The organism is Flavobacterium sp. KMS, assembly GCF_000813005.1.
Classification (GTDB): domain Bacteria; phylum Bacteroidota; class Bacteroidia; order Flavobacteriales; family Flavobacteriaceae; genus Flavobacterium.
Window position 1 is genome coordinate 125,781 of sequence record NZ_JSYP01000026.1, and the last position, 13,777, is coordinate 139,557.

8 protein-coding genes are annotated in these 13,777 nt (G+C 31.8%); 5 read left to right on the forward strand and 3 right to left on the reverse strand.

The window, feature by feature from the left end; translation table 11 throughout:
* The first annotated feature begins 139 nt into the window (after positions 1-139).
* On the forward strand, positions 140-2,503 hold the full coding sequence (locus OA93_RS21345; RefSeq protein WP_039116064.1) for a GAF domain-containing protein: 2,364 nt from the start codon (positions 140-142) through the stop codon (positions 2,501-2,503).
* Positions 2,504-2,505: 2 nt separating this feature from the next.
* On the opposite strand, the gene OA93_RS21350 is transcribed toward OA93_RS21345, so the two are convergent.
* Positions 2,506-3,687: a Pycsar system effector family protein gene (locus tag OA93_RS21350; RefSeq protein WP_039116066.1), complete on the reverse strand. Its 1,182-nt coding sequence runs from the start codon at positions 3,685-3,687 to the stop codon at positions 2,506-2,508.
* A gap of 25 nt (positions 3,688-3,712) precedes the next feature.
* Between OA93_RS21350 and OA93_RS21355 the strand changes: the two genes are divergently transcribed.
* Positions 3,713-7,447 (forward strand): metallophosphoesterase, encoded by a 3,735-nt coding sequence (locus OA93_RS21355; RefSeq protein ID WP_039116067.1) that lies wholly within the window; start codon positions 3,713-3,715, stop codon positions 7,445-7,447.
* On the opposite strand, the gene OA93_RS21360 is transcribed toward OA93_RS21355, so the two are convergent.
* Positions 7,448-8,308: an SdiA-regulated domain-containing protein gene (locus tag OA93_RS21360; protein ID WP_039116068.1), complete on the reverse strand. Its 861-nt coding sequence runs from the start codon at positions 8,306-8,308 to the stop codon at positions 7,448-7,450.
* 20 nt (positions 8,309-8,328) lie between these two features.
* Positions 8,329-9,381 (reverse strand): hypothetical protein, encoded by a 1,053-nt coding sequence (locus tag OA93_RS21365; RefSeq protein WP_039116070.1) that lies wholly within the window; start codon positions 9,379-9,381, stop codon positions 8,329-8,331.
* A gap of 98 nt (positions 9,382-9,479) precedes the next feature.
* Between OA93_RS21365 and OA93_RS21370 the strand changes: the two genes are divergently transcribed.
* Genes OA93_RS21370 through OA93_RS21380 form a run of 3 tightly spaced genes read left to right on the forward strand, consistent with a single transcriptional unit; the run spans position 9,480 to position 13,633 of the window.
* Positions 9,480-10,391, forward strand: a complete 912-nt coding sequence (locus OA93_RS21370) for an ATP-binding cassette domain-containing protein (RefSeq protein WP_039116072.1) — start codon at positions 9,480-9,482, stop codon at positions 10,389-10,391.
* Positions 10,392-10,394: 3 nt separating this feature from the next.
* Positions 10,395-11,231: an ABC transporter permease gene (locus OA93_RS21375; protein WP_039116074.1), complete on the forward strand. Its 837-nt coding sequence runs from the start codon at positions 10,395-10,397 to the stop codon at positions 11,229-11,231.
* Between the two features lie 26 nt (positions 11,232-11,257).
* Positions 11,258-13,633 (forward strand): choice-of-anchor L domain-containing protein, encoded by a 2,376-nt coding sequence (locus OA93_RS21380; RefSeq protein WP_039116076.1) that lies wholly within the window; start codon positions 11,258-11,260, stop codon positions 13,631-13,633.
* Positions 13,634-13,777 lie beyond the last annotated feature (144 nt).

The window sequence follows — 13,777 nt, forward strand, 5'->3', positions numbered from 1 at the left end:
TTCTTATTCAATTTCACACTTACTCAAAATCAAAGCCTCAACTACCATAGTTGAGGCTTTTTTTATAAAAATAAAGGCAAAAATAAAGGGCTTAGATTCTGTTTATTAGTAATTTTGTATACTAATAAATAATACTCCTATGAAATATCATTTATTCAACGAAAGCCCTTTTAAGACTCTAATCTCATTTCATAAAATTATTGAAGTTTTAGAGCAAATTGCACAATCAGATATCGATTATCGTTCTAATTATGCCAAGGCGCTTTTGAAAGAAGTAGAGAACTTTCCAGAATTTAGAACAGGAATTGAAGATTTCTCAGTGATTAAAAAGAATGAAACTTTAATCAGTCATTTATTAGCCGATTTATTCCCAACAGCATTAACGAATAATGAAATTAAAGCTGTTACGGTTCCATTTCAGAACTTCACCTTCAATTATACCGAAAGATTCAAAAAGATACTTAAAGACGCAGGTACAAATTTTGACGTAACCATACGCGACTTCGATGAACAAGAATTTTATATAACTAATTGTTGTTTAATATTAGGCGTTTACTACAAACAAAATATAGACTTTAATAAACCTTTCTTTTATGATATTCCAGATGCTAACGGAATCATAAATCATTATCGCATTTTGTATAATGCTGATTTCATGGAAATCATTCCTTCTGATAATGCTCCAAAACTAACACAAGAAGACATCGATTTATTAATTGATAATTACGATGATATTGCTTTGTGGAAAGAGAAATTTCCTGTTGGGAGCTGGACTCTAAAAGGTTTTGGTATTATTGTTTTATTTGATGCTACTACAGAAAATGCTATTTCTAATTTTAAAAGTAATCTATTAAAATCAGATGCAAAAACTGTTGCAACCGACGAAATCATAACAAGCATCTTCAAATCGATCTTTAAGGTTCCTAATTTAAAAGTAGGTTTCATCATTTATAATCCTGAAGAAGAAAAATTTATTAGACCGATGAAATTTGAAAATAAACTGCAAAGTTTTTTACTTTCAAAAGATCAGGAAATAGATTGTAAAAATGCTTTTTTTGGATGTTCATTTGAAAATCTATTAAGTAAAAAAGAACCTCTTGTAATTTCTAATGTCAAAAAATTTATTGAGGAATCTGAGAATAAAAAACTTGGCGAACATTTACTAAAACAAAACATAAACAGTTGTGTTTTCGCACCAATTATAAAAGACGGTCATTTATTGGGCGTTGTCGAATTGGTTTCATCCGACCCAAGAGTGCTTAATACAATAAATGCAAACAAACTAAACTTGGTCATACCCTATTTAGTCGATACTATTGAAAGATACAATATCGATATGCAACACCAGATAGAAGCTGTTATTCAGAGAGAATACACTACTATCCACCCGAGTGTTTATTGGAAATTTAGAAAAGAATCCGAAAAATATTTCCAAAACAGCAATCAGACAAAAGATTATATTTTTAAAGAAATTGTCTTTAAAGAAGTTTTTCCTTTATACGGACAAATTGATATTAAAGGTTCATCGGAACACCGAAATGAAACAGTAAAATGTGATTTAAAAAATCAATTGGAAATGTTACTGGAAATCTTTGAAAATCAAAAAGAAAATTCAAATCTAATTCTTCTGGAGCAACGCAAGTTCGAATTACATTCCCTTCTGGAAGAACTTGATTCGCCATTAAAAGCAGATTCTGAACAACACATTCAGCGATATATTGAAGACGAAATACATCCGATTTTAAAAAACACTAAAAGCAATTCTAAAGCAGAAAAACTTGAACAAAAATACTTTGAAAGTCTAGACGAAAAAACGGGTTTATTTTATCAGGAAAGAAAGAAATTTGATAATGCAATGTCTATTATCAATAAAAAACTTGCTGCCATTCTTGACAAAAAACAAATTGAAGCGCAACAAATATATCCGCATTATTACGAACGTTTCAAAACGGATGGTGTTGAACACAATTTGTACATAGGAGCTTCTATTGCACCTACAAAACCATTTGATGTCATGTACCTGCATAATTTAAGATTGTGGCAGTTACAAACATTATGCGAAATGGAACTAGAGCATCATCAGCTTAAAACTTCATTGCCATATGACCTTGATGTTACCTCGCTAATTTTGGTCTTTAGCTCCCCTATTTCTATCCGTTTTAGAATGGACGAAAAACGTTTTGATGTAGACGGAACTTATAATGCACGATATGAAGTTGTAAAGAAACGTATTGACAAAGCACACATCAAGGATAGTAAAGAGCGTATTACCGAAAAAGAAAAAATAACAATTGTATATTCTCATAATAGTGAAGAAGCAGAGTATTTAAAATATATTAAATACCTACAATTCAAGAAAATTCTAGAACCCCAAATAGAACAATTTGAGGTAGAAGATTTACAAGGTGTATCTGGTCTAAGAGCTATTCGTGTAAAAGTGGTAAACAACGTACCAGCTGCTCTAAAAATCACATATCAAGATTTATTAGATGAATTAAAATAAACCTAAAGCGTTCTAAAAGCAATAACGAATGCTAAGACTGTAATGATAATACCAATCATAAAAAGATTGTATGCAACTCTTAGCAAGCGGTATTTTCTTTCGAGTACAACTCCTAGATAGTATAAATCTTTGATCATTGTACCGTATAGATAATCTTTGTCTTTCATCATTTCGTTCATTGCCCACTCATACTCATGTAAAGGCATTTTATAAAAATTCCCGAAGAACAATAAATTGATTTTTTTTGCTTCGATATCTTCACGCGTAAAAACTCCAGTTGTAACTTTTGGTCTTGTCGAGAGTATGGCAAAAATTATAGTAATAACACTAGATATCAACATTATAAAAGTGGGAATTACTAAATGTGCATTCTTAGGGCTATCTAATTTGGGAATAATTGTAGAAAGTGCTATCGAAATAATAATAGCATTTACAGACAAAAGAATATTTGCTTTGCTATCGGCAATACCACTTAATCGGGTATGATTACCAAGTGTTACTCTAAAAAGAGTATCAATTCCTCTATCAGGTTTTTCTAATTTATTTTTCTTCTTTTTAGTTACTTCTCCTAACTCTTCGCTAATTTTCGATTCTTGCTTATCCATTTTTTTATGAATCTTTTTTAAATTTTTTTCTTTCAAAGGTTGCCATTTTTCTTTGGCATAATCAGTATAAAAATGATGTTTATTTTCTAAAAAGTCCAAATTTACGATTGCCCATTCTTCATCCGAAAACACTTTATTTTCAGTATTTTGCCACTCCATTCTTAAACATTCACAACTGCTAACATACTCGCTGGTTGTAATATGAACGTAATCAGCATCTTTTATAATTTTTTCTAAATGACTATTAGGCTCATAACATTTTGCAGTAGCAGCTATTAAATCTGAAACACTTTTGATAAACTCAGGAGATTTATTTTTATCACTTAAAAAATCGGTTACTATTCTTACACTCTCTTTTTCATGATTGTTATTTCCTTTAATATACCCCGTATCATGAAACCAAGCCGCAACCAAAAGCATCTCTTTATCATCTACCCCTACATTTTCATTGGCACACAGCTCTTTAACAGCATTTACAACATTCGTTGTGTGGTTAAAATTATGGTATGAATATAAAATAGAAAGTTTATCTTTGAGTAAGTTATAAACAAAATCTTCGGACTGCTCTAATAGGGTCATAAACATATTTTTATACTACTAAATTATGAAATTGTTTTCGGATAATCATTTTATAAATAAGATTAACGCTTATTTAATTGGAATTTTAGGTTTATTTTTAATTCAATCTTGTGCAACACATCGCGCCCAATTAGGTAAAGATGTCAAAAATCCTATTTCACAAAACGCATTAGATACTTCAAAAATTGCCCATACTCTATATTTAGTTGGAGATGCAGGAAATGCTGACGAAGAACAAGCGCAACAAACGCTTGAGCTTTTGCATAAAAGACTTCAAAATTCAAATACAAACTCAACCCTTTTATTTTTGGGCGATAATATTTATCCTAAGGGTTTTCCTAATACTGACAATCCTGAAGCAAAAGCTCTCGCCGAAAAAAAACTAACAAACCAGCTAGAATTAACAAAAGGTTACAAAGGAAAAACAATCTTTATTCCTGGTAATCACGATTGGTATAGTGGAATTAAAGGAATGGAACGTCAATCAAAATTTGTGACTACCTACCTAAACGATAAAAAAGCTTTCTTACCACAAAAAACTTGTGCTATCGAAGAATTAAAAATCAATAAAAAAACTACTTTAATTGTTATAGACAGCCAGTGGTTTCTAGAAGATTGGGATGATAATCCAACTATCAATGACAATTGCGACATTAAAACTCGTGAAGCCTTTTTTGATGAACTGGAAAGTATCTTAAATAAAAATCAAGACAAAACTGTTCTTATTGCAGTTCATCACCCTTTAATGAGTAATGGTACACATGGAGGTCAATTTTCTTTAGAAAAACAATTATTCCCTTTAGAACAAAAGATTCCACTACCAGTAATTGGTTCAGTAATAAACTTAATCCGAAAAACATCAGGAGTAAGTCCGCAAGACATCCAAAATAAAACTTATACACAATTTATAAAAAGAGTAAAAACGCTTTTACAAAGTCAAGATAATGTTATTGTAATTTCTGGTCATGACCATAACCTACAATACATTAACAATAGTAGTATTAAGCAAATTATAAGTGGTGCAGGTTCAAAATCTGAAGCTGCAAAAGCTGTATTCCCTAATGATTTTTCATACGGCGGAAATGGTTATGCTACATTGTCACTTTACAAAAATGGAGATACAAGACTTGCTTTTTTTGGTAACGAGAACAATAAAGAAAAGCTCTTATTTGATCAGAATATTATAACAGTAAAAGATACTGTTTACCATGAGAATCTGCCAAGTAAGTTTAATGCAATTACCAAAGCTTCTATTTACTCGCCTGAAATGACTAAAAAAAGTATATTTCATAAATTCTTATTTGGGAAACATTACAGAAAATATTACAGCATGCCAATTGATGTTAAAACAGTTTCTTTAGATACTCTTTTTGGAGGTATAAAACCAAAACGCGAAGGCGGAGGACATCAATCTAAATCCTTACGTATTGTAGATAAAGACGGTAAAGAGTATGTAATGCGTGCTCTGAAAAAAAGTGCTTCCCGTTTTATTCAGGCAGTAGCATTTAAGGATCAATTTGTCGAAAATCAATTTGATAAAACCTATGCCGAGAACTTTCTATTCGACTTTTATACCACTTCTCACCCATATACTCCATTTGCAGTAGGTAATCTGGCAGATAAAATAGGCGTTTCTCATACAAATCCCAAATTATATTACATCCCTAAGCAAGAAACACTTAAAGGGTATAATTATAATTTTGGGGATGAATTATACATGGTCGAAGAACGCCCATCTAGTAGTCAGATAACTCAAAAAACCTTTGGTAATCCACTGGATATTATCAGTACCGATGATGTAATGAAAAATCTTCATAAGGATGAAAAATATACCATCGACGAAAAAGAATACATAAAAGCAAGATTATTTGATATGCTTATTGGCGATTGGGACAGACATAATGATCAATGGCGTTGGGGAGAATATCATGAAGGTGATAAAGTAGTTTACAAACCAATTCCCAGAGATAGAGATCAGGCTTTTACAAAATATGATGGAGCATTACTTTCGCTTTTAATGCATATGCCAGCATTACGCCATATGCAAACGTTTAAAGACGATATTAAAAATGTCAAATGGTTTAATCGTGAACCTTATCCACAAGACATTGCTTTCCTTAAAACGGCTCATGAAAAAGACTGGATTGATCAAGCCAAATACATTCAGGAGAATCTTAGCGATGCCGATATTGATGCCGCTTTTAATAATTTACCAAAAGAAGTACAAGATGGAACTATTACTGACATTAAACGCAAATTAAAACTGCGAAAAAAAGAACTTCAAAAATATGCGACTGAATATTATAAGGTTTTAGAAAAGACTGTTTTAATAGTTGGAACCGATAAAAAAGATAAATTTATAATCACGCATAAAGCAAAAAACAAACTCGATGTCGATGTATATCGCATCAAGAAAACAGGAGAAGAATTTCTTTATACAAAAAATTTCACTGCAGGAAAAACTAAAAACCTTTGGATTTACGGATTAGATGATGATGATGTTTTTGAAGTAAAAGGAGATTTTAATTCTCGAATAAATATTCGTTTAATCGGCGGACAAAATAATGATACCTATGCTGTAACTAACGGAAAAAGGGTAAAAATTTATGATTTTAAATCAAAAAACAATACATACGATTTAGATTCTAAAACAAAAACAGTACTTACAGATGATTATGACACAAACCTTTATGACTATCAAAAAGTAAAATATAATGCTTTCTCTGGTTTACCATTTGGTGGTTATAATCCAGATGACGGGGTAAAACTGGGTATTATTGCAAACTACACTGTAAACAGATTCAAGCAAAATCCATATACTCAAAAACACATATTAAAGGCCAATTACTTTTTTGCAACCAATGGGTACGAACTTATTTATGATGGGCATTTTCCTAAAGTTTTAGGCAAATGGGATTTTGATATCCAATCGATTTTAACCAGCCCTAATTTTACGATTAACTATTTTGGTTATGGTAATGAAACTATTAATAACGATGAGGATTTAGGTATGGATTATAACCGTGTTCGTATGCGAGCTCTAAAAGTAACCCCATCTATTAAAAAAGTAGGTAAATATGGTAGTGAAATAAACTTTGCCACAACTTTTGAAAAAATCAGAATCGAAGAAACTTCTGGAAGATTTATAAATGTTCCCGGAGCTGCTAGTCCTGATGTTTTCCAAAGTCAGCAATTTGCTGGTGCAACAGTAAAATATAGTTTTGAGAATTACGACCTAGTGTCATTCCCATCTATGGGATTTGGATTTTCGGTAGCCGGAAGCTGGAAAATGAATCTGGATGATAGCAAACAAAATTTCCCAACTTTAGAAAGTAAAATCAACTTTAATCACAAAATTGATTCTAATGGTAAGTTTGTTTTTGCAACTATTATTAAATCAAAAATTCTCTTTAATAATAATTTCGACTTTTATCAAGGAGCAACTTTGGGCGGAGATTACGATTTAAGAGGTTACAGAAACCAACGTTTTTTAGGAAACCAATCTTTTTATCAAAGTAGCGATATCCGTTGGAATTTAGGCAAAATAAGAAAAAGCATTTTACCTATGTCTTACGGGATTCTTGGCGGATTTGACTATGGTCGTGTTTGGGTTACAGGAGAAGATTCTAACAAGTGGCACCAATCCTTTGGGGGCGGTTTATGGCTCAACGGATTGGATGTGATCACTGCTAGACTTACTTATTTTAAAAGTGTAGACGAAAGAGCTAGAATTGCGTTTGGTATAGGGTTTGGGTTTTAATTATTTTTTAAAACTATACTCATATACCTTACCTCCTATTTTTTTTGTTTTTTCATCGGCTATTAATAACGTTTTATTATCCTTAAAGGCAACAGCTTCTTTTTGAGAAAAATGATCTAAATCAATTTCTGTTTGTGTTCCTTTAAGGAAATTATCTCCTTGAAAACCTTGAAAAAGTATTACTTTATCATGACATAAGATAACTACTTTTTTAGCATCTGGACTAATTGCAGCACTAGTAATTGCACAATGATTGTAATTACTACATGTTTTAAACTTGCCTAGTAAAGTCGCTTTTTGCTTTCCGGCTGCATTTGGTATTTTATAAATAGAAGCTGTTCCGTCAAAATTCTTGCTTCGGTTTTTAGTAAATAGATAGAAGTTATTATTAAATTCGAAAAAACCTTCGACATCGTAAAACATTTCGGATTTCTTAGGAGGAAAATCTTTTTGTTCAGGATATGCAAATGAAATTTTATAACTAGAAACAGCATTTTCTTTTCCTAAAGCCGATTTATCAACTTTATAAATGCATAAATCTTGACGAATGTTATCGTTGTTTCCAAAATCGCCAATGTATAAATTCCCTGCTTTATCTTTGGTAATATCTTCCCAATCTACATTTGTTGCATTTGTAATAGTTACCGTTTTTGCTATTTCGCCTTGAGCGTTTAGTCCATAAATTTCATTAGCATTACCACTATCTTCTAATGTCCAAAGTGTACTATTTTCAGGAGAATAAATTATTCCTGAAACTTCTTTTAATTTTTTAGGCAAAGAATATAATGTTTTTAATACAGTAGAATCTTGCTGACAAGCCAACAAAATAAATGCAACAATAATTGAGATATAATTTTTCATATAATAAGTAATTTAAGATTCTAGATTAAATTAGTGTTTTTAAAATTCCTAGTGATAAAACCAAATGCAGCCGACATAATATGCCCCATTGATTTTGCATTTTTAAAATTCAAATCATTAGTATAACGATACAATTCCATTTTTAGTTGATTCAAATTTGCTTCAGGCGAAATATTATCTTCGCACATAATATGCAATAATTTTTTGATTCTGTTATCTGCCGAGTGAATACGCTTCGCCAAAATAGCCCGCTCTTCATCTTTATACTGAACAATTGAACGCTCTTCCAATTTATCTTTAACTAACAAAATCATTGGGTAATTCTCCTTGAAAAACTGAGGACGATAAACTTTAAAATTTCCTTCGTAACATTGCTGATCAAAATCGATTGGGCGAATTTTATATACTACTTGGTCAAAATCATGAATTGGGACAATTACATAATTATATGCCCGCATATCTCCCAAAAGCCTAATCATACAACGCTCATTAAACTTCACAAACTCTTTGGCAATTTGAGATTTTTCGGTTTCCGTACAATTTTTAAGCAATGTGCTCATAAAAATATCTCCAGGAATACCAATTATATGTTCCTCGATTAAAGTGTCTTTATAAACCAAAAAATTTATTTTATCCGGGGATAATATTTCTTCTAATTCAAGACCATAGATTCGAGAAGCATCTGCCTTTTTTATATAAAAATGCACATAATTATCATTTAAAATATTTCGCACTTTAATCCTGAAAGGTTTAGAATTTCCAAACGTACAGTAATCTATCGCATCTACATTTAAGAACTGAATAATATCAGTATTACCATCGGAATGCAAAAGAGAGTAGATTTTTTTTAGATTTAAATCAATTTCATTTCTTTCAAACTCATTATAATAAACCCGAATCCACAAAGTATCTTTATCATTTTTATCATACACCGTTATAGATCCGGAAAACCGCAATAAGTCATCATAAAAAACCGAAACTTTTGAGATTCGTTCATAACGCTCTAAATAATCCAAAAGCGAATTTGTTAATGGATAAGATGGTTTTTTAAAAAACATTAAAGGCTCACTCATTTTGAATATATTTGATACAAATTTACATTAAATAAAAATTGAACAGTAACAAAAACTAAACTCACACGTCTTACTAAAAACTAAAACCTCAAATAATTTTGGAAACAATACTCACAATACAGAACCTTCATAAAAGATATGGGCGTATTCAGGCCCTTAAAGATATTTCTTTTGAGATTCAAAAAGGCCGCGTTTATGGAATTCTAGGTCCTAACGGAAGCGGAAAATCTACCACTTTAGGAATTGTTTTAAATGTTGTAAACAAAACTTCTGGTCAATACAGTTGGTTTGGTGGACAAGTGCAAACTCATGAAGCATTAAAAAAAGTAGGAGCTATTATCGAAAGACCTAATTTTTATCCATACATGACTGCCGAAGAAAACCTGAAATTGGTTTGTAAAATTAAGAGTATCGATTATTCTAAGATAAACGAAAAATTAGAGTTGGTAGGTTTAAACGAAAGGAAAAACAGCAAGTTCAGTACTTTTTCATTAGGAATGAAACAACGTTTGGCTATTGCATCGGCTTTATTAAATGACCCAGAGATATTAATTCTGGATGAACCTACTAACGGTTTAGATCCGCAGGGAATTCATCAGATTCGTGATATTATCAAAAAAATAGCTTCACAAGGCACAACAATTTTACTTGCTTCCCACTTATTAGATGAAGTCGAAAAAGTATGTTCTCATGTTGTTGTTTTAAGAAAAGGCGAAATTTTATATTCTGGTCCTGTTGGCGGAATGTCAGCAAATGAAGGCTTCTTTGAGGTTCAATCAGACGATACTGAAAAATTAATTACTGTAATCGAAACTCACCCTGCAGTAGACCGTGTTGCTAAAGAAGAAGGAAAAGTTTTAGTTTACTTAAAAAATGATTTAAGCGCAACAGACTTAAATAAATTTTTATTTTCTCAAAACATTACTCTAAGTCATTTAGTAAAACGTAAAAATAGTTTAGAAGAACAATTCCTAGAACTAACCAATAACGCTTCTGCAAAAAATAATTAAACCATGAACAGACTTCTCTCTATAGAACTACAAAAAATCTGGAAAAACAAAGCCAGTCGTATATTAACGTTAGCCTATTTTATCCTTCTTTCATTTATCGCATTAATTGCCTCAATAAAATTTGATTTAGGTGTTTTTAAATTTCATTTGGCCGAAATGGGAATTTTTAATTTTCCTTTTATTTGGCATTTCAACACTTACATTGCAGCTTGGCTAAAGTTTTTCTTAGCAATTGTAATCGTATCTATGATGGCCAATGAGTATAGTTACGGGACTTTAAAACAAAATCTTATCGATGGATTAAGCAAAAAAGAATTTATTTTATCAAAATTCCTAACAGTAGTTTTATTTGCTTTTTGCTCAACCGTTTTTGTATTTATAATGAGCTTAATACTTGGATTATGCTTTTCTTCTTATACTGAAATTGGAATCATATTTTCAGGAATGGAATATCTTTTGGCCTTTTTTGTAAAACTAACAGGCTTCTTTTCTTTCTGTTTATTTTTAGGCATATTAGTAAAACGTTCAGCATTCGCTTTAGGATTCCTGTTAGTTTGGAGTATTCTAGAAGGTATTTTAAAAACTGTGTTTGCTTTTATACTCTTTCCTGGAAGCAAAATTGCTGATTATTTAATTAGATTACTTCCTCTAGAAGCCATGTCTAATTTAATTATTGAGCCATTTTCCCGATTATCAGTTATAAAAAGCATTGGAGAACAGATAGGTGTTGAAAACACAAAAAACTATAGTGTAGACTATATTTCGGTTATAATCGTTCTAATCTGGACATTACTATTTGTTTTCTTCTCTTATAAACTACTAAAGAGTCGAGATTTGTAGTATATTTGCTATATTTTTAGCAAATCATGGAATCAAAAAAATTAATAATAGCGAGTTTACTTATATTTTGCTTTGGAATAAAAGCCAATGCACAATACATAACTGTCGATGATACAAAGACCGCACAAGACTTAGTAGAGAGAGTATTGGTTAATAGTTCTTGTGCGACTACATCGGATCCTAAAGCATCGGGAGATAATTATACTACTGGAAGAAAAAGTTATGCTTACTTTACAGCTGGTACAAGTAACTTCCCTTTTAAAGATGGTGTCCTACTTAGTACCGGAACTAGCCGAAACTCTGTGGGGCCTTTTAACAAAAGTAATGGTGGTAACTCAAGCCCCTTGTGGGCGGGAGATACAGATTTAAATCAGGCATTGGGTATAACTACCTCCATAAATGCTACCGTTTTAGAATTTGATTTCACACCATTAACAAACTTCATAAGCTTCAACTATATTTTTGCTTCAGATGAGTACCAATCTTACTACCCATGTGAATATTCAGATGGATTTGCCTTTCTTATAAAAGAAGCTGGTAGTACAGACCCCTATAAAAACTTAGCAGTGTTACCAAACACCGATTTTCCTGTTTCATCTACTACAGTTCACCCAAAAATAGATCCTGCCGAGGGAAGAAAAGGATGCCCTCCTGAAAATGACAAATACTTTAATGGATACAACTCAACAAATCCTATTTCCAGCCCTGTAAATTATGCTGCACAAACTGTTGTAATGAAGTCAGAAAGCGATGTAATTGCTGGGAAGACATATCATATAAAATTAGTAATTGCCGATGATAGAAACATATATTATGATTCTGCTATTTTTCTTGAAGCTGGTAGTTTTACTTCTAAAATCAACTTGGGTATAGATCGAGATTCAAGCACAGACAATCCTGTATGTTATGGCGAAGAAGTAATACTAGACACAAAACTTGGTTCGCCTGCTGGAACAAACTACGCTTACGAATGGTATAAAGATGGTATAAAAGATGCTGCCGCAACTGGCCCTACCTACACCGTTAAAGAGGGTGGAACATATAGAGTAAATGTCCTTATGCATCCAACAACCTGTGAAGCTGATTCCGAAATAAAAATAGAATATGCTCCAGAAATTGTAGTTACTAATAGCACATTGGTTCAATGCGACATAGACACTGATGGGTTTACAACCTTTAATTTAAGCAAAGCGGATGCACTAATAAAGAACAATGACCCAAAGGTAACTGTTGTATATTATGAATCATTATCTGATGCAGAGGCCAAACTAAATCCAATTCTCAATCCTACAAATTACACCAACACACAACATATTGATGCGCTACCAGCTAATGGAGTAGATCAACAAATTCTTTATGCAAGAGTCGAAAACAAATATGGTTGTAGTAAATATGCCGAACTTTCTTTAAAAATTGCTGGTAACATTGTACTCTCTCCACCTCCTATTGAAGTATGTGATCAAGATACTGATGGGATATATGAATTTAATTTAAACACACAGGTTACCCCACAGCTTTTAATTGGATTGCCTACTGGATTATTGGTCAATTATTATTTGAGTAGCAACAATGCTATTACAGAAACAAATCCTTTACCGAATAATTTTAAAAACACAATTCCTTTTGGTCAAACCATATATGCCCGCATCCTTAATGGCCCTGATTGTTATGCTGTAACTCCAATAGAATTGATAGTACATGTATTTGACCCTGCTAATTTTGGTGATGAAACTGAGTATTTATGTAAAAATGCTACAATCTATTTATCTGTAGCAAATGGATTTGAAACTTATCAATGGAATGGTCCATCAGGACCAATATCTACCTCTGCATCTATTCCGGTAGACACCCCAGGTAATTACTCTGTAACAGTATCAGATGTAAATGGATGTTTGAAAACGAAGAAGTTTAAAGTCATAGCTTCTGATGTAGCAGTAATTACAGGAACACAAGTCAAAGATTTTTCTGCAAATGAAAATTCAGTTTTAATAGAATATACAGGAATAGGAAATTATGAATTCTCATTAGACGGAGAAAACTATCAAGCTGAGCCTTTATTCAAAGGTACTCCTGCGGGGATTTACAATGCCTTTGCAAGAGATAAAAATGGCTGTGGAACAACAATGTCTGCTCCTTTTTACGTTCTTGACTACCCAAGATTCTTCACCCCTAACGGAGATGGCTATAATGATACCTGGAGAGTTAAGTATCTGGAGCATTTACCTGACTATACTATTTCTATTTTTGATCGTTATGGCAAATTATTAAAACAAATGAATACCCTTAGCATGGGATGGGATGGAACTTACGGAGGTCGCCAACTACCATCAGATGATTATTGGTTTACATTGAAATTTGTAGATGGAAAAGAAGTTAAGGGACACTTTAGTTTAAAGAGGTAAAAAAGAAAGGAGATTTCAATCAAAAAAATCCAAATTCCAATACTTGACAATGCAAAGAATTTCAAATATTAAATTCTAAATTCCAAAAAATTTTTAATCAAAAAAAATCCCAAACTCCTTAATTGGAATTTGGGATTTTTATAT

Bases quoted from the DNA above. Each gene is read 5' to 3' on its own strand.
- OA93_RS21365 (WP_039116070.1), bottom strand. From the start codon at position 9,381: ATGAGTGAGCCTTTAATGTTTTTTAAAAAACCATCTTATCCATTAACA.
- OA93_RS21375 (WP_039116074.1), top strand. From the start codon at position 10,395: ATGAACAGACTTCTCTCTATAGAACTACAAAAAATCTGGAAAAACAAA.
- OA93_RS21345 (WP_039116064.1), top strand. From the start codon at position 140: ATGAAATATCATTTATTCAACGAAAGCCCTTTTAAGACTCTAATCTCA.
- OA93_RS21360 (WP_039116068.1), bottom strand. From the start codon at position 8,308: ATGAAAAATTATATCTCAATTATTGTTGCATTTATTTTGTTGGCTTGT.
- OA93_RS21350 (WP_039116066.1), bottom strand. From the start codon at position 3,687: ATGACCCTATTAGAGCAGTCCGAAGATTTTGTTTATAACTTACTCAAA.
- OA93_RS21355 (WP_039116067.1), top strand. From the start codon at position 3,713: ATGAAATTGTTTTCGGATAATCATTTTATAAATAAGATTAACGCTTAT.
- OA93_RS21380 (WP_039116076.1), top strand. From the start codon at position 11,258: ATGGAATCAAAAAAATTAATAATAGCGAGTTTACTTATATTTTGCTTT.